We start from the raw sequence: 23,136 nt of genomic DNA on the forward strand, positions 1-23,136 counted from the left end.
TTTCGTTAATTAATGAATTTTATTCAGCAGCGTATGCGGCGAGAGCCGGTTAATCATTCCACTCATCTCTGTAAGGATAGGGCGAAAGCAAAAGCCATTAAGACCGGAGCACTATGGATATTCAGATAAATAATAAAAACGTTCAGGTCGATGCCGAAGGGGACACGCCATTACTCTGGGTATTACGCGACGATCTGGGCATGACGGGAACGAAATATGGCTGCGGTCTGGCGCAGTGCGGCGCCTGTTCGGTGATGATCGACGGGCAGGTAGTCCGATCCTGCGTGACCCCGATCGATAAAGTCGCCGGAAAGCAGATCACTACCATTGAAGCGATCGAGAGCGACGATGTGGGCAAGCGCGTGGTGGCGGCCTGGGTGAAGCATCAGGTGCCGCAGTGCGGCTACTGCCAGTCGGGACAGGTGATGGCGGCGACCGCGCTACTCAGGCAGAACGCGCATCCCTCAGACCAGGAGATCGCGGCGGCGATGGTGAATCTTTGCCGCTGCGGCACTTATAACGCCATTAGCGCGACCATCCACGAGGTGGCGGGTCAGGGAGGTGAGCGGTGAGAAAACAGCCCATATCATCCAAATTTGCTCTCGGCGAAGGACCCACCAACCTGTCGCGCCGCCGCTTCTTGCTGGCATCGGGCAGCGTAGCAGGAGCGCTAGTGCTGGGCATTGGTCTGCCATCAGGCCAGGCGCGTGCTCAGGCTGCGCAACAGCCCCTGTCGCCCGGCACGCGCGTGCCCGCCTTTCTTGAGATCCGTCCAGACAGCAGCGTGCGTTTTCTATCACCGTTTATCGAAGGCGGACAGGGGATCTTTACTGCCATGGCGCAGATCGTCGGCGAAGAGCTGGATGCCGATCCCGCCACCTTTGTCGTTGAGAACGCGCCGGCCGGCGACGAGTACAAGGTCATGGACAGCGGCATGCGCATCACCGGCGGCAGTCAGTCGGTGCGTACCAGCTACACCACCATGCGCCGTCTCGGCGCGCTGGCGCGCCATATGCTGCTGCAGGCGGCGGCAAGCGCGCTGGCGGTGCCGCTCGCCTCGCTGCGCACCGAGCCGGGGAAGGTGGTACACGACGCTTCTGGGCAGACGCTGACCTACGGCGAGCTGGCCAGCCGCGCGCGCGATCTGCCGGTTCCGCCTGCGGATGCGGTCAGCCTGAAAGATCCCGCGCAGTTCCGCTGGATCGGCAAGCCCGTCAAGCGTCTCGACGCCTGGGAGAAATCAACCGGGCAGGCGGTTTACACCATCGACTGCCGCGTCGATGATATGCTGCACGCGGCGGTACAGCACGCGCCGCGTTTTGGCATGACGCCGGGCGCATGGCGCAACGAAGCACAGGTAAGGGCGATGAAGGGCGTGCACTCGGTGCACCGGCTGCCAGATGCGGTGGCGGTGGTCGCCGAGCGTTGGTGGCAGGCAAAACGCGCCGTTGAGGCGCTCCAGGTAGAATGGCTGGCGCCTGCCGACGCCGAGTTAATGCCGCCGGATTTTTCCTCCGACGATTTCGCCCGCACGCTGGCGAACGAACCCGGCGACGGCCAGGAGGCGGAGGTCAAAGGCGACCTGGCAGCGGGCATGTCCGCAGCCAAAACCACGCTCAGCGCCACCTACCACAGCCAGTATCTTAATCATGCTCAGCTGGAACCGCCTTCGGCGCTGGCGCGCTTTAACGACGACGGCACGCTGGAGTTGTGGATCCCTAACCAGGCGCCGGAGATGTTTCAGGGCGAGGTGGCGAAGCGCACCGGGCTCGACGCCAGCAAAATCCTGATTCACTCCCCGTTGCTTGGCGGCTTTTTCGGGCGTCACTTTGTTTATGACGGGGCGATGGCCTGGCCGCAGGCGGTTGAGCTGGCGAAGGCGGTCGGCCGTCCGGTTAAGCTAATCTGGAGCCGTGAAGAGGAGTTTCTGCGCGACACCCATCGCCCAATGGCGGCGGTGCGCTTCCGCGCCGGGTTGGATGACAAGGGCTATCCGCTGGCGCTGGAAGCGGTCAGCATCTGCGAAGGCCCGACCGAAGGCATCTCCGGCAAGCAGGGCGATAAGCTTGATCCCACCGCCACCGAGGGGGTGACCGGCAAATCCTATGCTATTCCCCACCTGCGCATCGCGCAGATCTATAAAAAAGGGCCGGTGAAGCTGGGCTACTGGCGCTCGGTCGGCAACTCGATGAACGACTTCCTCTACGAGAGCTTTCTCGACGAGATCGCGGACCACGGCAGGCTCGATCCCTTTGAGCTGCGTCTGCGGCTGCTGAAGGGTAATGCGCGCCTGACGACGCTGCTGCACGCGGTGGCCGATCTCTCTGGCGGCTGGAAACCGGGCCCCTATACCGCCGAAGATGGCAGTCGGCGCGCCCGCGGCGTGGCGATGGCGTCTCCGTTCGGCACCGAAGCGGCGGCGATAGCGGAAGTCTCGATTGAGAACGGACAGGTCAGGGTGCATCGGATCTGGGAAGCGATAGATCCCGGCAGCATCGTTAATCCGGCCATCGTTGAGGCGCAGGTCAACGGCGCGGTTGCGCTGGGGCTGTCGCAGGTACTGCTGGAAGAGGCGCTGTTTGAGAAGGGGCAGCCGGTAGCGCGTAATTTCGATCTCTATCCGATCCTGCCGCCGTCGCGCATGGCGCAGGTCGAGGTACGCATTATCGAGAGCGGCGCCAAAATGGGAGGCATCGGCGAACCGCCGCTGCCCGCCGTACCGCCCGCGGTGGCCAATGCGGTCTCCAGGCTGACCGGTCAGCGTATTCGCTCTATGCCGCTTTCACGCTACAACTTTACCTGAGCCGCAGGTTCTTAAGGAAAACATCATGACCAGGAAAAGGCTCTGCCTGCTGCTGATTGCCGCGCTCACTATCGTGGCGGGCGCGCTGCTGTGGATGCTGCGTACGCCCGCGTCGCCTTTCGACAATGAAGCGGACGCCGGGATCGCCGCGCCGCCGGATCTTATCCAGCGCGGCGAATATGTCGCGCGTCTGAGCGACTGCGTCGCCTGCCACAGTACGCCGGAGAGTGCGCCATTTTCCGGCGGCCTGGCGATGGCGACGCCGGTCGGGAAAATCTATACCACCAATATTACGCCTGACCGCGAGAGCGGTATTGGCCGCTATTCGCTGGCTGACTTCGATCGCGTGGTGCGTCAGGGCGTGGCGCAGGACGGACATCGGCTCTATCCGGCAATGCCGTTTCCCTCTTATCAGAAGCTGAGCGATGATGATATTCGCGCCCTCTATGCGTTTATGATGCACGGCGTGCAGCCCGCTTCGCGGCAAAATCAGCCGCCAGAGATCCCCTGGCCGCTCAACATGCGCTGGCCGCTGGCGCTGTGGCGAGCCGCTTTTGCCAGCGGCGAACCCTGGCAGACGGTGGCGAACCGCGACGCGCTCTGGAACCGCGGGGCCTACCTGGTGGAAGGCCCAGGCCACTGCGGCAGTTGCCATACGCCGCGCGGCCTGGCCTTCAACGAAAAAGCGCTGGATGCGCGCAGTCCGGACTATCTGGCAGGCGCGCTGCTTGACGGCTGGTATGCGCCCAGCCTGCGCGGCGATGCCAGCACCGGGATAAGCCGCTGGAGCGAAGAGGAGGTGGTGACCTTTCTGAAAACCGGACGCAACGCCCACGGCGTGGTGTTCGGTTCGATGACGGATGCGTTCAACAACTCCACCCAGTTTATGCGCGACCACGACCTGCGCGCCATCGCGCACTACCTGAAGTCGCTGCCGCCGGGCAGCAACGACAGCGGCAATGCCTGGCATTACGCGGCGAGAAGCGAACAACCCGCGCGCCCCCCCGGCGAGCAGACCTTTATCGCGCGCTGCAGCAGCTGCCATGGCGCCGACGGACGCGGGCAGGCGCCGTGGATTCCGCCGCTGGCAGGCGCCACCTCGATGCAGGTCGATGCCGCTTCGGCGATCAATATCGTGCTGAACGGCTCCGCCCGCGTGGTCGCCAACGGCGTGCCGGACGCCTATCGGATGCCGCCATACCGTAAACAGCTTTCCGATCGCGAGACGGCGGAGGTGCTCAACTATATTCGCTCATCCTGGGGTAACGGCGGGGCGCAGACAGAGGCGAAAGCGGTAGCGGAGATGCGTCAGCATACCGATCCCGCCAGCAGTAACCCCATTATTTTGCAGATGCGTTAGGTCATACGAGGGGCGCTACCTGGTTCCAGCACAGTGCTCCTCGACTATTACTGAATTTTATTCACAATTACATCCCGTTTATCCAGGTTAATTCATGCCGGCAGTTTGGGTAGCATCTTACGGCATTGAAACTTATGGATTAACGTATGACAACTATGACAACGCGCTCCGCATCGCGTCACCACGCCGCCTGGGGCGCTATCTTCTCTATGGCGCTTGGCGTCGTGGTGCTGATTGCCTCGGAATTTATGCCCGTCAGTCTGTTGACGCCGGTGGCGCAGGATCTGGGCATTAGCCAGGGACAAGCGGGACAGGCGATATCCGTCAGCGGTTTTTTCGCCGTGCTGACCAGCCTGCTTAATACGCCGTTAACCGGTCGTTTCGACCGTAAAAAAGTGCTGATCGCCTTTACGCTTTTACTGACAATTTCCGGCCTGACTGTCACATTCGCGCCAGACGGACTAGTTTTTATTGTCGGACGCGCGCTGCTCGGCGTGGCGATCGGCGGATTCTGGTCGATGTCGACGGCGACCATTATGCGCCTCGCGCCGCCGCATGCCGTGGCGAAAGGGCTGGCGCTGATTAACGGTGGCAACGCGCTGGCGGCCACCGTCGCCGCGCCGCTGGGAAGTTTTCTCGGCCAGTATATCGGCTGGCGCGGGGCCTTTTTTATCGTCGTGCCGCTGGCCGTCGGCGCCTTTATCTGGCAGTGGCGCGCGATTCCATCGCTGCCTGCGCAGGGCGATAACCACACCGCGAACCCGCTGCGCCTGCTTGGCTTGCCGCACGTCGCGGCGGGTATGGCCGCGCTGCTGACGCTGTTTATGGGGCAGTTTGCGATCTTCACCTATCTGCGCCCGTTTATGGAGTCGGTTACGGGAGCCAGCGTCAGCGAGCTTTCGCTTATTTTGCTGCTGTTGGGCGCGGCGGGATTGCTGGGAACCTGGTCGGTCGGCCTGCTACTGCAGCGACACCTGTTTCGCTGGCTGATCCTGATCCCGCTGGCAATGGCGGCGCTGGCTGCGCTGCTAATCTGGCAGGGGCATTCGCTGCTGATTACAGGCGCGCTGTTAGCCGTGTGGGGCCTGGTTTCTACGCCCGCGCCGGTCGCATGGGGGCTATGGCTGAGCCGCGCGCTGCCGGAAAACGCGGAGGCGGGCGGCGGCCTGATGGTTGCCGTGATCCAGCTGGCGATTACCCTGGGCGCGGCGCTGGGCGGCGAACTGTTTGACGCAGTGGGTTGGTGGAGTCCCTTTGCCTTCGGCCTGACGCTGCTAATTATCTCGGCGATCTTTGCCGTGCTGGCGAGCCGCCGCGATCGTTACCGACATGCCGTGCGCTAAGGCGACATTGTCGACTTAATTACCGCCAGGGCAAGCGCCTTGGCTTAACCGTTGCCGGAGGCATCAGGTCATGCACAACCTTGATATGCAGGTATTAAAAGCAGGATTGCAGTGGGTTGACGCGCATGAGGTATGGCTCTGTACGGTGCTATCTACTTACGGATCGTCGCCGCGTCCGCCCGGCGCGATGATGATAATCCGCAAAGAGGGGCATCACTGCGGTTCGCTTTCGGGCGGCTGCGTCGAAGAGAGTTTTATCGAACGCATCGATCGCAACGCCTTCCCGGCCGCCAGCCAGGTGGTGCGCTATGGCGAAGGCGGATTTGAGCCGGACAGGGCGCTGCCGTGCGGCGGCGTACTCGATATTCTGGTGGAAAAACTGTCGCCCGGCGCTGAGAGCCGCGCCTATTTGCAGAAAATGCACGATGCGTTGGTCGCCGCCACGGCGGTGAAAAAGAAAATTATTCTGCCGCATCCCTGTCATGCGCTGGAGCCGGCTGCCTATACCAACAGTACGCTGACTTACCGCGACGGCGCCGCCATTACCCTGACGCTCTCGACCGCGCCCAGGCTGGTTATCGGCGGGCTTTCCAGCGTCGCGGTGTTCTGCGCCAATTTTGCCGTCGCGCTGGGCTTTGAAACCATCGTGTGCGAACACCGGGACGAGGCGCTGGCGAATATGGCCGCCTTGCTGGACGTGAACGTCAGGCTGATTAAGCAGTTTCCCGCTGTGTATCTGGAGCGGGAAGGTTGCCATGCCGGAACGGCGATCCTGTCGCTTACCCACGATCCGCGCATTGACGATCTCACCATGATGGAAGCGGTCAATCTGCCGGCGTTCTATATCGGCGCGATGGGATCGAAAAAGAACAGCCTGAGAAGAAAAGAGCGGCTGGGAATGTATGGCGATCTCACCCCGGATCAGGTCAACCGTATTCACGCGCCGGTCGGGATCGATATCGGCAGTAAAACGCCGTCGGAGATTGCGCTGTCGGTGATGGCGGACATCGTGCGCTACAAAAACGGCTGCGTAGAGGCGATTGAGCCGGCCCTGGCAGAGCCGTGGGAGCAGGGAAGTTTGCTATGAGAATCGCCATTCTGGTGATGGCAGCCGGCTTCAGCCGACGCTTTAAGGCGAGCGGCGGAGAGCATAAGCTGCTCGCCTCGCTGAACGGCAAGCCGGTTTTGCAGCACACGCTGGAGCATGCTGTTGCCACGGGGCTCGACGTTTTCGCGGTGACGCGGCCGGAGGATACGGCAATCCATGCGCTGATTCCCACTGGCCGTGCGATTGTCTGCCGCAGCGCGGGCATCGGCGACTCTATCGCCGCGGGCGTGAAAGCCACAGCGGCGTACGACGGCTGGCTGATTACGCTGGGCGATATGCCGTTTTTAAACGTGGAAAGCCTGCTGGCCGTGGCGGATGCGCTGCATCGCGCGCCGCTGGTTCGCGCGGAAGTCGAAGGCGTGCCTGGGCATCCGGTGGGATTTCAGCGCGCGTTCTTTTCTGCGCTCGCCAGTCTGAGCGGTGACAGCGGCGCGCGCGCGGTGCTTAACAGCGCGCCGTGTCAGGCGGTGACGTTAGTGGATAAGGGATGCCTGCTGGATATTGATACCCGTTCAGATCTTCAGCGTAGTGCTGCGCTGTAATCGCTCAGCCAGCGAGTGGAGCGGGGCAAAGAACGATAAGGTTTGTCATGCAATCAATAAGTCTGCAAAACAGATATCGCTCGACAAATGAGAACACTCTCGCAACCTGGGCGAAAAATGCAGGAATCGGTGAGATCCGAGAACAAAATTACTACGATCCAGTAAAGCTTTCTCTTGCAGCAGGAATAAAGCCGACTGTTTCACGCTGTGTCTCACGCCTTATTGATGAGTTAAACGAAATCACAAAAGACGATCCGCTGGCCGATACGCTGCCAGCGCACGGCTTTCATTTTACTTTCTTGCCTCTGACGCTGCCGCTTTATCATCTAAACGAGCAATTACCGACGAAAGTAGAGCAATTGACAACTATCTGGGGTGAATTCGATGCGAAAAAAATTACTATCGGGCATCTTCGGTTAGTTGCGTTGCCTGGTCAGCTGTTGCTTGCGGGAATTCCTGAAAGTCCTGCAGTTGCTATGCGTCAGTCGTTCTGCGAAAGGGTTCTGGATTCTCAATGGAAAAATGAGTTACTGATGCGTCATGACAACATCTCATTGCCGGCGCCATTCTGGCACAGCACGGTTTTACGCTACGGCGCGTCTTTTTTACCAGAAAGCCTGCGTCAGTTTTTTTTGGAACGTCAGGCGATTAATTTTGGTGATGTTGCTGGCGAGCTGATATTGGCAAGGTGCAACTATAACTGGACAACATGCTATCCATTAAAAAGTTAACCAGGGCAATGTGGTGAGAAATGCCCAAAGCAGACAGGATTATTCAGGTGCACATAATGTATATTATGTTAAATGTGATATCACTGATGGCCAGGACGCTGTGCTCATACGGTTGCTCTCCCTCCCTTTTCTCTTCTTATAACTTAAACACCGCAATCTGTCACAGCGCCGTTCGGCATGTCGTCTTTCGTCTTTGATAAAGCGCCAAACCCTGTCGGCGCGTAGATTTTGCGAGCCGCCTCGGCTGCTGCGCTTTTCCCACTTTCGCACGCTAAAGGCGACTGCTAAGGTCCGGCAAACCAAAAGCTGGCCGAGACTTCAGGATGAAGCGAATTTGCACGCCGCATGATGCGGTCTTTAAAACCTTTCTGGCGCACCCGAGAACCGCTCGCGACTTTTTAACGCTGCATCTGCCGCCTGAGCTGCTGGCGGTGTGCGATCTGTCGACGCTGAAGCTGGAGTCCGGCAGCTTTGTCGAAGATGATTTGCGTCCTTACTACAGCGATGTACTTTACTCGCTGAAAACGCGCGCCGGCGATGGCTATTTGCAGGTGGTAATCGAGCATCAAAGCTCTCCGGATAAGCATATGGCTTTTCGTCTGATGCGCTACGCTATTGCCGCGATGCAGCGCCATCTTGATGCCGGACATAGCAAATTGCCGCTGGTGATCCCTGTTCTTTTCTATCAAGGCAAACGCAGCCCATATCCCTACTCTCTGCGCTGGTTCGATCTTTTCCGGGAAGCTGAACACGCTGCTGCGCTCTATAATGGTCATTTTCCACTGGTTGATGTAACTATTATTCCCGATGAGGAGATTATGCAGCACCGCAGCATGGCGGCGCTTACCCTGCTGCAAAAGCATATTCGCCAGCGCGATTTAACAAGCCTGATCGCGCGTCTGGCAACCCTGATGCAGACAGAATTTATGACCGGACAGCAAGTAATGTCGCTGGTAAACTATATGCTTCAGGTCGGCGAAACGCCGGATATGGAACTCACGCTTAGCGAACTGGCGCGTTATGCGCCGCAGCATAAGGAGATATTCGTGACCATTGCAGAACAGCTTGAACAGCGAGGCATGGAGAAAGGCAAGCGTGAAGCCTGCCTGGAAATGGCCAGAAACATGCTAAAAAACGGACTGGATCGCGCTTTAGTGATGAAAATTACCGGCCTGACCGAAGAGGATTTACAGCAAATCCAGCGCGGCTAACCGTCAATAAGAACCGCCGCGTTAGGCGGTTCTTAATATGTGCCCGCTACTGCTTAAAGCTGACGATACTCACCCAGTTTGCATCCTTACCTACGGGCGCTTCAGCGACCCTTTGCAGCTCCCCGCTCTCTTTAGCAATGGCATAGCTGCCAATCACCGTGCTCTTCTCGCCGCTGGCGATCAGCCAGCGCCCGTCAGGCGTAATCGCTATGCCGCGCGGCTGCTTTTCAACCGGCCAGCTGTTAATCAACTGCAGCTTTCCATCCTGTTGGCTGATGCGATAGCCCGTTACCGTGCTGCTGGTACGCTCTGTGACGTAGAGAAAGCGCCCGTCAGGCGTAATTTTGATATCGGCCGCCCAGATGCGCGGCGTGGTGTCGCTGTAGCTGGCGGTGCGCTCCACGCCGTGCTGCAGCTGATATATCTGCGCGACCGCGCTGGGATAGTCAGCGACCTTTGTCAGCGCGCCATCCGGCTGCCGTGAGAACTGCACGATAGCGCCGCTCATTTCGCCGACGTTATAAAGGAAGCGGTTATCCGGCGAAAGCGCCGAGTGCCGCGGCCCATTTTTCTCCGCCGTGGCGACGAAACCGTCACCCAGCGGCGTCAGCTGGCCATCCTGGTGCAGCGCCAGCTGCAGAACGCGATCGGTGCCCAGCACGCCGACGTAGGCGGAGCGATTCGTCGCATCAACAATCACCGAATGCGCAGCGTGACCGGCCTCTACCTCTGACACGAAAGGCGTCGTCACCTTCCCGCCTGCGCCGAGGCGATAAACATGCACCAGGCCGCTATCGTAGGAGGCCGCCAGCAAAAAGCGCCCTTGCCTGTCCAGGCTGATATAGGGATAGCTTGCGGCGGCCGCGCTCTCTGACGCTGGCGTCAACGCGCCGGTTTTGCCGTTGATGGACCAGCTGACCAGCCGCATCGGCTTGCTGCGCACGGCGGCGTAAAGCGTCTGTTTATCCGGGCTTATCGCCATCGGCATCACCTTGCCCCCCGCTGGCGTTTCGCCCAGCAGCTTTAGCGCACCGGTCCGATCGTTTAAGGCGTAACGCGCGATATCGCCATCCTCCGCCGCCGAAACGTAGACAAAGGTCTGCGCCAGCAGCGGACCGCTAAAGGCCATGCCCAGCAGGAGAATCGACCGGCGCAGCGCCAGAGTATTATTCATTTGTCACCTCAGTTGATTGAGAGTTGCCGCTTCAGGTATACGCAGCCGGACGCGGCGTGGTTATGTGTAGCTGCCTGAGGCCTCTTGTGATGTTGCCCAAAACGCCAGCGCATTCATATTGTTACATAGTTGTTATGTTTTACCATTTATTCAGAAATGTGTGCTGGCTCACTGCCTGTTCGCCCGCTAATCCTCTGAAGAACCTTAGGTTGCCGGGAATGACCAATGCGGTTAAATCTGGCCCTGCCCGAACCTGCTACTCTTAGCCTCCACATCTGGAGGATCCATGAATTCACTAATTGATATTTTTACCAGCCACAAAAGCGAACGCAGTTTTACCGAGCAGCCGATTGACGACGCGATTCTGGATCGCATTATCAGCACCGCCTACCGCGCGCCGACCTCGGTCAACTCGCAGCAGGTTTCTGTGGTGGTGACCCGCGATGCGGCGAAGCGCAAAGAAATCTCCCAGATCGCCGGCGGACAGCCGTGGATCGCGAAAGCGCCGGTGTTTCTGACCTTCGTGCTGGATATGCATAAATCGCGCGTGGCGATGGAGGCGATTGGCCGCGAGCAGATCGCGCAGCAGAGTATCGAGAGCATCGTTTCCGGCGCCACCGATGTGGGCATCGCGCTGGGCTCCGTGATGGCCGCCGCGCGTGCGGAAGGTCTGGGCATCGTGCCGATCGGCGGTATCCGCCGCGATCCTGAGGCGCTGATTAGCCTGCTGGAACTGCCGGAATATACCTTCCCGGTTGCGGGCGTGGTGATTGGCTATGTCGATGAGCCGTCGCACCAGAAACCGCGCCTGCCGCTGGAAACCTTCCGCCATGAAGAGGCCTACCGCACCGCCGGGCTGGAGGAGAAGATCGCCGCCTACAATCAGGAGATGGTGCAGCACTGGCAAAACATCGGCCGTTCCGACGGCGAAAGCTGGAGCGAAAGCGTCAGCGGCTATTACCAGAACATCTACTTCCCGCACGTGCTGGGCGCGCTGAAAAAACAGGGCTTCGGCAACGATAAGTAACCCCCGCCGCGCTCAGGCAGCTTGCCTGAGCGTCGCCCTTCTCTTCTTTCACTCTTTTTTCGCTCTCCGCCTTTCGCAATCATCAGCATTCTGCTACGGCAGACGCGCGATTCTTAACTACGCTTAATGGTTGCTATATCCCTATAAAAACGGAGAGCACTATGAGCAATGATGAGCGTAAACCGACGACTACGGATGCGGGTATTCCCGTCGCCAGCGACGAGCATTCGCTGTCGGTCGGCCCTGACGGCCCGCTGGTATTGCACGATCACTATCTCATTGAACAGATGGCCAACTTCAACCGCGAACGCATCCCGGAACGGCAGCCGCACGCCAAAGGCAGCGGCGCGTTCGGCTACTTTATCGTGACCGATGACGTCAGCAAATATACCAAAGCCGCGGTGTTCCAGCCCGGCACGCGCACCGACGTGCTGCTACGCTTCTCAACCGTGGCAGGCGAACGCGGCAGTCCCGACACCTGGCGCGATCCGCGCGGTTTCGCCCTGAAGTTCTACACCACCGAAGGCAACTACGACATGGTGGGCAACAACACGCCGGTCTTCTTTATTCGCGATCCGATGAAGTTTCAGCATTTTATCCGCTCGCAAAAGCGCCGCGCCGACAACAACCTGCGCGATAACGATATGCAGTGGGACTTCTGGACGCTGTCGCCGGAATCGTCGCATCAGGTTACCTGGCTGATGGGCGATCGCGGCATCCCAAAAACCTGGCGCCATATGAACGGCTACTCGAGCCACACCTATATGTGGGTGAACGCCGAGGGCGAGAAATTCTGGGTGAAATATCATTTTCACACCGACCAGGGCATCGAGTTCCTGACGCAGGAAGAGGCCGATACCCTTGCCGGAAAAGATATCGACCACCATACGCGCGATCTCTACTTCTCTATCAAGGAAGGCAACTTTCCGAGCTGGACGCTCTATATGCAGATCATGCCGTTCGCCGAGGCGGAAACCTACCGCTATAACCCGTTCGACCTGACCAAAGTGTGGCCGCACGGCGACTATCCGCTGATTAAAGTGGGCAAGCTGGTGCTGGACCGCAACCCGACCGACAACCATGCGCAGATCGAACAGGCAGCTTTCGAGCCGAATAATCTGGTGCCGGGCATCGGCCTTAGCCCGGACAAGATGCTGCTGGGGCGCGTCTTCTCTTATGCTGACGCGCACCGTCACCGCCTCGGCGTCAACTATAAGCAGATCCCGGTCAACGCCCCGCAGTCGCCGGTCAACAGCTACAGCAAAGATGGCGCGATGCGTATTCATCCGGTATCCGATCCTGTCTATGCGCCGAACAGCAAAGGCGGCCCGGCGGCAGACGGCGAACGCTACCCAACCGACTCTACCTGGCAGGCCAGCGGCGAGATGGTGCGCGCGCCCTACACGCTGCGCGAGGATGATGACGATTTTGGCCAGGCGAATACGCTGATCAATAAAGTGATGGATGACGCGGCGCGCGAGCGGCTGGTCGGCAACGTGAGCGGCCATTTGCTTAACGGCGTAGAGGAGCCGGTGCTGTCGCGTACGTTTGAGTACTGGCGCAATATCGATCAGGCGATTGGCGACCGCATCGCATTGCGGGTGCTGGAAGAGCGCTCGAAACGGCAGGCGCAGCCGTAATTCAGCATAAAAAAAGCGCCCAACCGGGCGCTTTATCTTTTTCTGCGCGAGGCGCAGGAACGTCGTTACTTCAGACGGAATGCCACCACGCTGTCACCGCTCTTAGTGCCGAGCGAACCGTGGCCGCCCGCGGCAATGACCACATATTGCTTGCCATCTTTACCCATAAAGGTCGACGGCGTGGCCTGCGCGCCCGCGCTCAGCTCAGTCTGCCACAGCAGCGCGCCGGTAGTGCTGTCATAGGCGCGGAAGAAGTTATCCGCCGTCGCGCCGTGGAACACCACGTCGCCCGCCGTCACCAGCGGACCGCCGTGCGCCACCATCCCCATCGGGAAACCAATCGGGAAACGACCCGGCAGGAATGAGGTATTGAGGTTTTTGGTGGTGCCGATGCGGCGCAGCCATTCTGTCTTGCCGGTTTTCAGATCGACGCCCACCATACGGCCCCACGGCGGCGCGATACAGGGTATGCCCAGCTCTGACGCGAACTGCTGAATATGGATAGCGTAATCGCCATGGAAGTTTTCATTCCAGTAAGGCGAGCCATCTTTGGTGAACATGCGCTCGGTCGCGGTCGCTGGCGTACGCTTGATCAGGTTGTACTTATAGGCCAGACGCACCGGCGCGGCGATCAGCAGCTGACGTTCCGGATCAACCGCCACCGACCCCCAGTTAAATACACCGATATTGCCCGGGAAAATCAGCGAGCCCTTCTCGGTCGCCGGCGTCCACGGATTGCCGTCATAGCGCAGCTCGCGGAACCCCATGCGGCAGCTCATCTGGTCGAACGGCGAAATGCCCCACATCGCTTTTTCCGTCAGCGGCTGCGGAATAAAGTTCAGGCTGGAGACCGGCTGCGTAGCGGCGAATTTTTCTCCCTCGACGCCGCCTTCGGTCGAGACCTTCACCTGATTAACCGGATAGATCGGCTGGCCGGTCAGGCGGTTGAGCACGAACAGGTTGCCGGTTTTGGTCGGCAGGATCACCGCCGGCTGTTGGCTGCCCTGATAGTCGATATCCACCAGCGACGGCTGAGACGGGTTGTCGCGGTCCCAGAGATCGTGATTGGCGCTCTGATAACGCCATTTAAAGGCGCCGGTTTTCAGATCCAGCGCCACCAGCGCATCGCGGAATTTCTCCGTGTTGCTGTTGGGATCGCGCTCGATGCCTACTTCATCCGGCGAGGCGTTGCCGAACGGCACATAGACCAGGCCGTTTTTCAGGTCGGCGCTCAGCGTCGCCCAGGCCACCGGGGTGTCCTGCGGATAGGTCGCGTCCGCCGCAATCGGCTGGGTCGCCTCCGGCTGAGCCGGATCGAAGTTCCACACCAGACGGCCGGAAACGGCGTCGTAGGCACGGATGACGCCTGACGGGTTGCCGCGGTTAAAGCCGTTGTCCATCACCGAACCGCCGACAATCACCAGATTGCCCGCCACCAGCGGCGCAGAGGTTTGCATCAGCGCATGCGGACGCACTTCGCCCATATTGGCATGCAGATCGACCACGCCGTTCTGACCGAAATCGGCGCACGGCTTGCCGCTGTCGGCATCCAGCGCCACCAGCTTCGCATCGGTGGTCGCGTTGTAGATACGCTTGCGGCAGAGCGCTGGCTGCGCTGCGCTGCTGTCAGCCGCCGGATTGCCGGCGTCGTAGAAGCTGACGCCGCGACAGGTCTGATGTTGCTGCATATAGGAGCGATCCTGCGGCGGCGCATATTTCCATTTCACCGCGCCGGTTTCCGGATCGAGCGCATGCACCTCGTTATGCGGCGTACAGAAGTAGAGCATGCCGTTCGCCTTGAGCGGCGTCGCCTCAAAGGTGTATTCGGTTGCGTCGTCGCTCTGACGCAGATCGCCGGTGTGGTAGGTCCAGGCGACCTCAAGATCTTTTACGTTATCTTTGGTGATCTGATTTAGCGAAGAGAAGCGCAGCGCATTGGTGGAGCCGCCGTAGGCCGTCCAGTCGTTGCCCGCGCCGGTCGAGGCGGACGGCGTGCGCGCATTGGTAATGGTTCCCTGCTGCGGCAGCGGATCGTAAAAGCAGAGGCCGATCACCAGAGCGATCATCACTACTACCGTGGTGCCGAGGAAAGGATGGAACTTGCGCTGGGTCAGCGGACGCACCACCCAGGGCAGCGCCAGCCAGACGCCAAACAGACCGAACAGGTCGCCGCGCGGGATCCACTGCCACTTGTCAAAGCCCACTTCCCAGATAGTCCAGAACAGGGTGATCCACATCAGCAGCGCGTAAAGCGACAGCGCGCTGCGTTTATTCAGAAACAGCAGTATCGCGGTGAGCAGTAAGCCTGCGGCCATCAGCGCATAGAACGCGCTGCCCCCCAGCAGCAATAGCTTCCCGCCCATATACAGCATCGCCACGGCGACAATCGCCATCACGATACTGGTTAGCTTGTTAACCATGATCCTTCTTTTCCTCATTCAAGGGACGAAATAAAATAAATACACATAACTTCAACGTTATTTTAACTTAGGTAAATTTTTGGTAAAAACACAATATCTTACGAGTCTTTAGCCTGGCTAACTAATTTATGGCAGCCAAAAGCGAAGCAGGCTCGCTGTGCAGAGGCCCTGTCGGGTGCAACAGGCCGCGATGGTACGATACGGCTAATAAGTTACCTGGCTTTACCGCATCTTTTGTTCAAACCGCTGACAAATAACACACATAAATTTAACGTGGCGGCGGTTTATCAGGCCGACTTTCCCTCTGTTGTCGCAGTCGACGTCGCTTTACTGCACCTTAATGATGCGCAGGCGAACCATTAGGCTGGTAATTTGTTGCCTGCCTCGCGCGCAACGCCCGGCCAGCGTACCCGCTGGAAGTTCGGCACCGATCTTGCTTCTCCCTTGCAGACCCTATTCATGCAGGAGAGGCCCCATGCAGCCGAGTCGCTATCGTTACGTTATCTTTTCCATGCTGTTTTTTGTCGCGTTGATCAACTACATCGATCGCGGCGCGCTGTCGTTTGCCGCTAACGCCATCTCTCAGGAGTACCAGTTCAGTAAAGTGCAGCTAGGCGCGGTGCTGGGCTATTTCGGGTTCGGCTATCTGTTCGGATCGCTGTGCGGCGGATTCCTTGCAGATCGGCTCGGCACGCGCAAGGTCTGGCTGATGGCGGGCGTGCTCTGGTCGCTGCTGGAGATCGCCACCGCCTGGGCTGGCGATCTGGGCATGGCGCTGTTCGGCGGCTCGGCGATTATGGGCTTCGCCGCCCTGCGCATCTTGTTCGGCTTCTCCGAAGGCCCTGCCTACGCGCTGATGAACAAAGCCATCGCCCACTGGGCGCCGGATAACGAGCGCGGCTTCGCGCTGAGCATCGGCCTGCTCTCCACGCAGGTGGGATCGCTGCTGACCGCGCCGATTGCGGTCGGCCTGCTGTTGCTGACCCATGACTGGCGTATGATGTTTATTCTGCTGGGCCTCTTCTCGCTGCTGGCGATGCTGCTGTTTGCGCGCACCTTCAGCGACGCCCCGGAACTGCACCCCGCGGCGAACGCGGCGGAGCGTGCGCTGATCCGCGACGGTCAGCGTCAGGAGGCGCACGCCGATACGCCGCTGCCCTGGTGGCGCTTCTTCACCAGCCGCACCCTGGTGTGCAATGCCCTCGGCTATTTCTCCTTTCTCTATATCACTTTTACGCTGGTGACCTGGCTGCCGAAATATCTGCAGGACAGCTTCCATTACGATCTCCATTCGCTCTGGTACGTGGCGATGATCCCCTGGAGCGGCGCTTGTCTGACCGTGCTGCTCGGCGGCCGACTCGCCGATCGGCTGCTGGCGCGCTTTAATAACCTGCGCGTGGCGCGCAATCTGTTTGCCGCCGTGACGCTACTGGGCACCGCCTGCTGTTTTATGGCTATTCCGTACGCCGGATCGGCAACGGCGATTATTGCGCTGATGACGCTGGGCAACGCGCTCAACGCCATGGTGAACAACGTCTACTGGTCTGTGGTGATCGACGTGACGCCGAAAGCCTCCGTCGGCGCCTTTAGCGGCATGACGCTGGCAATCGCCAACCTCGCCGCCATCGTTTCGCCGATGCTGTGCGGCTGGCTGGCGGAGTACTACGGCTACAATGCGATGTTTACCGTCACCGCTGTGATTGCGCTGGGCAGCATGCTGGCGATGACCCTGCTGCAGCCGGAGAAACCGCTACAGCCGCATCGCGCCAGCGGCGTGGCGCAGCAGGCGCTGTAACCCTTGCGGCGCGCTACAGCTGGTTGCGCGCCACCACGCTCTGCAGCGCTTTCTGCGCCTTAACGCGCTGCGCAATTCCCCACAGCTTCGGCGCGCTGGCCTGAAACCAGGCCTCGCGCGGCTGCCAGCGCACCAGCACCGGCAGATAGGCGTCAAGCAGCGTGATGTTGTCCCCCAGCAGAAAGGCGCTGTCGCCGAGTTGCGACTCAAGCCAGCGATAGGCCTCTTCGCGATGGGCGTCGGTACTCTTTTTCAGCTCCTGCGCCCCCGCGGCGGTCCAGCGCTGCGGATAGTCGCCATAGGTAAAGGTGGGATAGACGGCGGCGACCAGCCAAACCAGCCAGTGATAAAAACGCGCGCGCTGCGGGTCGCCGGGAGGCGGGATCAGCGCAGGATGGCGATCCGCCAGCATCAGCGCAATGGCGGCGCTCTCCGTCAGCACCGCGCCATCTTCGCTTTGCAGGGTCGGCACCTGCCCCAGCGGATTAAGCGCCAGCAGCCGATCGCGCGCCTCGCCCGGCTGGTCGAAGCCGGAGACATCCACCCAGCGATAGGGTTCGCCGCAGAGGCTAAACATCAGCTCGCTAATGGCCGAGCCCCAGCCCGGTGCGCCATAGAGCGTGAACATAGCGCTCTCCTTTCATGGTTGCGATGCGGTAAGTGTAGTCAGCCGTGGCGATCGCAGAAGCGCGCGATGTCGCCGGACTGAAAATCAGCCAGGTTCGCCATCAGCTTCTCCAGCGGCCACTCCCACCAGGCGATCTGCCGCAGGCGCGCGGCGATGGCGGGCGTAAAGCGCATGCGGATCGGTTTCGCCGGCACGCCGCCCACGATGCTGTAGGGCGCAACATCTTTCGTCACCACCGCGCCCGCCGCCAGCACCGCGCCGTCGCCGACCGTAACACCCGGCAGCACAATCACGCCGTGGCCAATCCAGACGTCGTGGCCGACGATAACGCGCGCGGCGCGGCGGTCGGCGAAAAAGCCGCTGTCGCGCGCCGCGCTGGCGTCGTAATACTCCGGGCAGTAGGTAAAGCGATGCTGCGAAGCGCGATCCATCGGGTGATTGGGCGCGCCAAGGCGCACATGGTTGGCGATAGCGGTAAAACGGCCTATCTGCGCGTCCGCCACGTGGCAGTGTTCGCCGATATAGGAGAAGTTGCCCAGGGTGCTGTATTCGAGGTAGCTGTGCGCCAGGATTTCGCACTGCTGTCCGACGGTGGTGTCGCGCAGGCGTACGCTGCTGTCGATAAAAGTCTGCTGCAGTCGGGCGGAAGAGAGAGCGTGAAAAGTCATAATGGCCTCGTCTGGTCGGATGTCTGGACAAGCGGCGCGCGCGGCGCGGCGGAAACAGCGCTGACGGTAACGGGCGAAGATGACAGGCGGAAGACAGTGCGATTGCGGCAGAATAACGGGGAAACGGGATAACGCGACGAAAAAGGCGGAGTGGTCAGCTCCGCCTTTATTCAAGTTCCGGCTAGTGATCCTGGCCGGTCAGTTGCAAAAGGGCAACGATGATCTGCAAGATGATCCGGATAAGATCCAGAATCAATCTAATCAGTTCCATCACTTTCCTTCTCCTTCAACAGGAGCGCGCTATTCGGCTACCGAGGCTTTGACTCTACCCGCCGGGCGCCTAAGCACATCTTGTGGAGAGCGCTGAGCGGCACTCATTGCTAAAGCCACAGGCCAGCACCACCTGATGCCTGCCGGGATTTTCAAAACCGTGCCCCTGGGAGCGGCCAGTCAGCAAGTCGGCTCTGCTTCGCGCTCAACACCTGTATAACCATACAGTATTTTGGCGAAACTTGAAATATTTCTCCGCACTATTTAGAATCGCAGGTGTGGAGAGTGCTGAGCACCTCGTTCGCGGCGCGGTCACCAGCCGTTAAGCGAACAAAAAAAGAAAGGATTTGGCCGTGACGCCAAATCCTTTTTTTATGCCTGTCAAAAACTACTTCGCGCTGACGCGCCACACCGTGTTGCCGGCGTCATCCGCAATCAGCAGCCCGCCCTGGCGATCGGCGGCCAGTCCGACCGGCAAACCTCTTACCTGCTTCTGATCGTCGGTCAGGAATCCCGTCACTACCGGCTGCGGCAATCCGACCGGCTTGCCGTTTTCAAATTTCACCCACACCACCTGATAGCCGTTAAGCGGCGTACGGTTCCAGCTGCCGTGCTCGCTGACGAAGGCGCCGCCGCGATACTGCGGCATATTGTCCGCCTGGTAAAAGAGCAGTCCCAGCGGCGCGACGTGCGAGCTGAGCGCATAGTCCGGCTTAATCGCCTTCTCCACCAGATCGGGACGCTGCGGCTGCGCGCGCGTATCCACATGCTGACCGAAATAGCTGTAAGGCCAGCCGTAGAAGCCGTTCTCCTGCACCGACGTCATATAGTCAGGCACCAGATCGGAGCCGATCTCGTCGCGCTCGTTGACGATGGCCCACAGCCGGTTGCTCTGCGGCTCCCACTGCAGGCCGGTCGGGTTGCGCAGCCCGGTGGCGTAAACGCGCGTCGCGCCGCTGGCGGCGTCGACTTCCAGCACTGCGGCGCGATGGTATTCCGCGCCGATGCCGTTCTCGGTGATGTTGCTGTTAGAACCGATGCCGACATAGAGTTTGCTGCCGTCCGGGCTGGCGACCAGCGCTTTGGTCCAGTGGTGATTAATCGGCCCGCCGGGCAGATCGGTTACCAGCTGGGGCGGCGTGCGGATCTCGGTTTGCCCTTCCTGATAGGGAAATTTCACCAGGCTGTCGGCGTTGGCAACATAGAGCGTATTGCCGATCAGCTGCATGCCGAAGGGCGAAAAGAGATTTTCAATAAAGACGTGCTGCTCCCACTTGCCGTTCACGTTGCGCAGCAGCGTAATGCGGTTGCCGCCCTCGCCGCCTTTGCCTGAGGCTTTCTGCACGATGCCCATAATCAGCTGCTTGGGACGCGTGGTGGGTTTGGCCGGACCGTTGGATTCCGCCACCAGTACGTCGCCGTTCGGCAGCGTCAGCACCTGACGCGGATGCTTGAGGTTCTCCGCAATCTTCTCGATTTTCAGCCCCTGCGCCACTTTCGGCATCTCGCCCTGCTTCCACGGCACCCCTTCCGGCACCTGCATCGGCGGCATAAAGAAGTTTTTCGCCTCAGGCAGCTCCGGATTCGGCCCAGTCTGCTTCTGCGGATCGAGCTGCGCGCCGCTGTCGCAGCCTGCCAGCAGCGTGGTCAGCGCCATGGCGATAAGCGTTTGCTTTTTCATCGGTGCTTCTCCTTAAGCCGTGCGCTGACGCAGCGCGAGTTGAACATTGGCGATCAGCATCAGCGCCACCACGAGAGTCGACAGGATAACGCCGGACGGCACCACGGCGTAAGCGTCGCGGCTGTGAACGAAGGCGTTAACGATCGCCAGCAGGATCGCCACCAGCGTAAGCCAGAAATGCACCTTTTCCGCGCGGCTGCTGCCGCGGAACAGATCAATCAGGGCGATAAGACGCGGAAGAATGGCGATGACCAGCCCGATGGCGATAAGCCAGCTGGCAGCATGCGTCCACTCCACGACGTAACTGTTAAGGTAAATAATGTCGAAGATCCATGCCGCCACGAAAAAGCCGAGCGGCACAGGTTCGAACAGCGTGTAAAGCGCCACGGCGAAAGCCGATCGTCCCGAAGTTCTGGTCATTATCCTCTCCCTATCATTGAGCGTTACAGCGCATAAAACGCGCTGCGCCTGTAAAATATTAGTAAATATGAAGAAAGATGACGGAAAGATTCAGGCGATAGCGCGGCGTCCCTGCCGCGCTGCGGCGATTAACGCTTGTCGGCAGGCAGGGTTACCCAGTAACCGGGCTGGTAAGGCAGCGGTAAAAATTTCTCATGAAAGGCGCGGAACGTCGCGTCCGGATCGAGATCGGCGAAGAGATCGGGATGCAGCCACTTCGCCAGCGCCTGAATGGCGACGAACTGATAAGGACTGTCGTAGAACTGATGCCAGATGGCGTGCGCATGGCCGTTGTGCGCCACCGGCAGGGTTTTAAAGGCGTCGCGCATCATCAGCATCTGCAGGCGCTTTTCCGCCTCCTTCACGTCGGCGCCCGGCCCGACCCCGACCCACTTGCCGACGGTGTTGTAGTTTTTCCAGTTCGCGCCGGTCACCACCACCACGTCGGGACGGCTGGCGATAATCTGCTCGGGGTTGAGGGTGCCGAAGGTGCCGGGAATAAGATCTTTCGCGATATTGCTGCCGCCCGCGATCTCCACCATCTGCCCGAAGTTTTCATTGCCGAACGACATGCAGCACTCGTCGGTGTAGCCGCCAGCGCGGTCGATCATCACTTTGGGACGCGTGCCGTGAAAATCTTTCAGCCGCGCGGTAACGCGCTCAATCTGCTGACGGCGAAAATCGATAATCGCCTCCGCGCGTTCCGGCTTATTCAGCAGTTCGCCCATGATGCGAATGCTTTTTTCCGCATTGACCATCGGCGCTTCGCGGAAATCAATAAACACCACCGGGATGCCGACCGCCTGCAGCTTCTCGATCAGCTTGCCTTCGTCGGTGGCGGCTTTCGACTCCAGGTTCATCAGCACCAGATCGGGCTTCAGCGTCAGCGCCTGCTCGACGTTGAAGGTGCCATCTTTGGCGCCGCCGAAGGTCGGCAACGTCTTAATTTGCGGATAGCGCTTTTCATACGCCTGATAGCCGTCCCAGTCCGCTTTGTGAAAGTCGTCGCGCCAGCCCACTACCCGCTGAAAGGGCGCGTCGGTGTCGAAGGCCGCCAGCAGATAGATCTGCCGCCCCTCGCCCAGAATAATACGTTTCGACTCGGCGGCGACCTCAACCTGACGGCCCGCCACGTCGGTGATGGTTTTGGCCGCAGCCGTTCCCGCGATGCACAACAACCCCAGCGCTAACATCCATTTTTTCATTGAATTAACCCATTCAAACGATAATGATAATTATTTATGTAAAGCGCCGTTACTATTACGCAAAATGGGTTGCAGGAAAAGAGGCAGAGAAAAATCTTTTACCGGCCGTCGAGCAGGCCCAGCTCGCGCCGGTCATGACTGCAGAACAGCGTCACCTGCGCGTCGGTTTGCAGCGAGAGCGCGCGCAGCCGCTGCTGGTTGGTGCGCCAGGCGTCGCGATCGCTGCACATCATCCACTGGTAGAAGCGCAGGCCTGGCGTGCAGTGCCGCTCCGCCTGCCGCATCTCCTCGCGGTAGAACCAGGCGTCGCCGCCGTGCAGCAGCCAGCCGTCGCCCTGCCGCACCGCGATGCCCGCGTGACCTAATGTGTGGCCAGGCAGCGGCACCAGCAGCACCTCGTCGTTGAGATCGTCGAGCGCCCTCACCGCATCGAAGCCGAACCAGCGTTCCCCGCCGGCGGCGTAGCCTCGCCAGCCGCTGTGGTTGCCCCACTGCTGCGGCCGGAAGCGCTGCCGTTGCAGCCAGCTCTGGCGCTGCGGCGCGGTATCCAGCTCCCGCTGCAGCAGATGCACGCGCGCCTGCGGAAAGTCGCTGATGCCACCTGCGTGATCGAAGTCGAGGTGCGTCAGAATGATATGCCGCACATCCTCCGGCTTAAAGCCGAGATCGACGATCTGCTGCCAGGCGCTGAGCCTGCGATCGAACTGAATATTGTTGAACAGCCGGAAAAAGCCCGACAGACGACCGCGATGCGCCATATCCTGCAGGCCGATGCCGGTATCCACCAGCACCAGCCCCTGCGTATCGGTTTCCAGCAGCAAACAGTGACAGCTGAGGTGCGCCAGCGGCGAGCGGCTGAATCCGTCGTAGAGCGCGCCGCCGAAAGGACACATACAGCCGCAGTTGAGGTGATGAACGCGCATGGTTTCCTCCTTGCCTTTCGCCGTAGCGACCAAAAAGCCGGTTAATGATGAACGGGTTAATTAAACAATAATGGTCAGCCCTGCGGCATCTGCAAGCGTGAGCGGCACAATCAGCCGCGTATTTTTTCGGTGCGGCCTTGCTCACAAA

The 23,136-nt window shown here is 59.9% G+C and carries 19 protein-coding genes; 11 read left to right on the plus strand and 8 right to left on the minus strand.

What is annotated here, in order from left to right; genetic code table 11:
• Positions 1 to 113: 113 nt before the first annotated feature.
• The 8 genes from JS46_RS01725 to JS46_RS01755 all read left to right on the plus strand — a co-directional run bounded on the left by JS46_RS01725 (position 114) and on the right by JS46_RS01755 (position 9,098).
• Complete coding sequence (locus JS46_RS01725; RefSeq protein WP_033747227.1) at positions 114 to 572, plus strand: (2Fe-2S)-binding protein; 459 nt, start codon at positions 114 to 116, stop codon at positions 570 to 572.
• On the plus strand, positions 569 to 2,803 hold the full coding sequence (locus JS46_RS01730; RefSeq protein WP_051905539.1) for a molybdopterin cofactor-binding domain-containing protein: 2,235 nt from the start codon (positions 569 to 571) through the stop codon (positions 2,801 to 2,803). The genes JS46_RS01725 and JS46_RS01730 overlap by 4 nt, the downstream gene beginning before the upstream one ends.
• A gap of 25 nt (positions 2,804 to 2,828) precedes the next feature.
• Entirely contained in the window at positions 2,829 to 4,163 is a 1,335-nt protein-coding gene (locus tag JS46_RS01735) for a cytochrome c (RefSeq protein ID WP_051905540.1), read from the plus strand.
• Between the two features lie 146 nt (positions 4,164 to 4,309).
• Complete coding sequence (locus JS46_RS01740; protein WP_033747229.1) at positions 4,310 to 5,506, plus strand: MFS transporter; 1,197 nt, start codon at positions 4,310 to 4,312, stop codon at positions 5,504 to 5,506.
• Positions 5,507 to 5,576: 70 nt separating this feature from the next.
• Entirely contained in the window at positions 5,577 to 6,593 is a 1,017-nt protein-coding gene (locus tag JS46_RS01745; RefSeq protein ID WP_051905541.1) for an XdhC family protein, read from the plus strand.
• Complete coding sequence (locus tag JS46_RS01750) at positions 6,590 to 7,156, plus strand: NTP transferase domain-containing protein (RefSeq protein ID WP_033747231.1); 567 nt, start codon at positions 6,590 to 6,592, stop codon at positions 7,154 to 7,156. Before JS46_RS01745 ends, JS46_RS01750 begins: the two co-directional genes overlap by 4 nt.
• Before the next feature lie 47 nt (positions 7,157 to 7,203).
• The gene (locus JS46_RS23165; protein WP_072010380.1) at positions 7,204 to 7,887 is read left to right on the plus strand and encodes a hypothetical protein; all 684 of its coding nucleotides are present in this window, start codon (positions 7,204 to 7,206) and stop codon (positions 7,885 to 7,887) included.
• A 323-nt stretch (positions 7,888 to 8,210) separates the two neighbouring features.
• On the plus strand, positions 8,211 to 9,098 hold the full coding sequence (locus tag JS46_RS01755; protein WP_033747234.1) for an Rpn family recombination-promoting nuclease/putative transposase: 888 nt from the start codon (positions 8,211 to 8,213) through the stop codon (positions 9,096 to 9,098).
• Positions 9,099 to 9,144: 46 nt separating this feature from the next.
• Here the strand turns inward: JS46_RS01755 and JS46_RS01760 are convergent, their stop codons facing one another.
• A complete protein-coding gene (locus JS46_RS01760; protein WP_033747237.1) occupies positions 9,145 to 10,272 on the minus strand; it encodes a beta-propeller fold lactonase family protein in 1,128 nt (375 codons plus the stop codon).
• A 286-nt stretch (positions 10,273 to 10,558) separates the two neighbouring features.
• On the opposite strand from JS46_RS01760, the gene JS46_RS01765 reads away from it, so the two are divergent.
• Positions 10,559 to 11,299 (plus strand): nitroreductase family protein, encoded by a 741-nt coding sequence (locus JS46_RS01765; protein WP_033747240.1) that lies wholly within the window; start codon positions 10,559 to 10,561, stop codon positions 11,297 to 11,299.
• 161 nt (positions 11,300 to 11,460) lie between these two features.
• Positions 11,461 to 12,939 (plus strand): catalase, encoded by a 1,479-nt coding sequence (locus JS46_RS01770; protein WP_033747242.1) that lies wholly within the window; start codon positions 11,461 to 11,463, stop codon positions 12,937 to 12,939.
• A 65-nt stretch (positions 12,940 to 13,004) separates the two neighbouring features.
• On the opposite strand, the gene JS46_RS01775 is transcribed toward JS46_RS01770, so the two are convergent.
• On the minus strand, positions 13,005 to 15,359 hold the full coding sequence (locus JS46_RS01775; protein ID WP_033747243.1) for a membrane-bound PQQ-dependent dehydrogenase, glucose/quinate/shikimate family: 2,355 nt from the start codon (positions 15,357 to 15,359) through the stop codon (positions 13,005 to 13,007).
• Between the two features lie 475 nt (positions 15,360 to 15,834).
• Here JS46_RS01775 and JS46_RS01780 point away from each other — a divergent pair, with 475 nt between their 5' ends.
• A complete protein-coding gene (locus JS46_RS01780) occupies positions 15,835 to 17,154 on the plus strand; it encodes an MFS transporter (RefSeq protein WP_033747244.1) in 1,320 nt (439 codons plus the stop codon).
• 13 nt (positions 17,155 to 17,167) lie between these two features.
• Here JS46_RS01780 and JS46_RS01785 read toward each other — a convergent pair whose 3' ends face one another.
• The 6 genes from JS46_RS01785 to JS46_RS01810 form a co-directional block, all read right to left on the minus strand.
• Positions 17,168 to 17,782: a glutathione S-transferase family protein gene (locus tag JS46_RS01785; RefSeq protein ID WP_033747245.1), complete on the minus strand. Its 615-nt coding sequence runs from the start codon at positions 17,780 to 17,782 to the stop codon at positions 17,168 to 17,170.
• A gap of 38 nt (positions 17,783 to 17,820) precedes the next feature.
• Positions 17,821 to 18,450, minus strand: coding sequence for a DapH/DapD/GlmU-related protein (locus JS46_RS01790; protein ID WP_033747246.1), 630 nt, complete (start codon positions 18,448 to 18,450; stop codon positions 17,821 to 17,823).
• Positions 18,451 to 19,108: 658 nt separating this feature from the next.
• A complete protein-coding gene (locus JS46_RS01795; RefSeq protein WP_033747248.1) occupies positions 19,109 to 20,401 on the minus strand; it encodes a sorbosone dehydrogenase family protein in 1,293 nt (430 codons plus the stop codon).
• A gap of 12 nt (positions 20,402 to 20,413) precedes the next feature.
• Positions 20,414 to 20,821, minus strand: coding sequence for a DUF2231 domain-containing protein (locus JS46_RS01800; RefSeq protein WP_033747251.1), 408 nt, complete (start codon positions 20,819 to 20,821; stop codon positions 20,414 to 20,416).
• A 128-nt stretch (positions 20,822 to 20,949) separates the two neighbouring features.
• Complete coding sequence (locus JS46_RS01805) at positions 20,950 to 22,065, minus strand: ABC transporter substrate-binding protein (RefSeq protein WP_033747253.1); 1,116 nt, start codon at positions 22,063 to 22,065, stop codon at positions 20,950 to 20,952.
• 98 nt (positions 22,066 to 22,163) lie between these two features.
• On the minus strand, positions 22,164 to 22,988 hold the full coding sequence (locus JS46_RS01810) for an MBL fold metallo-hydrolase (protein ID WP_051905542.1): 825 nt from the start codon (positions 22,986 to 22,988) through the stop codon (positions 22,164 to 22,166).
• Positions 22,989 to 23,136: the final 148 nt, after the last annotated feature.

This window comes from Pantoea sp. NGS-ED-1003 (assembly GCF_000738765.1).
Classification (GTDB): Bacteria; Pseudomonadota; Gammaproteobacteria; order Enterobacterales; family Enterobacteriaceae; genus Pantoea; species Pantoea septica.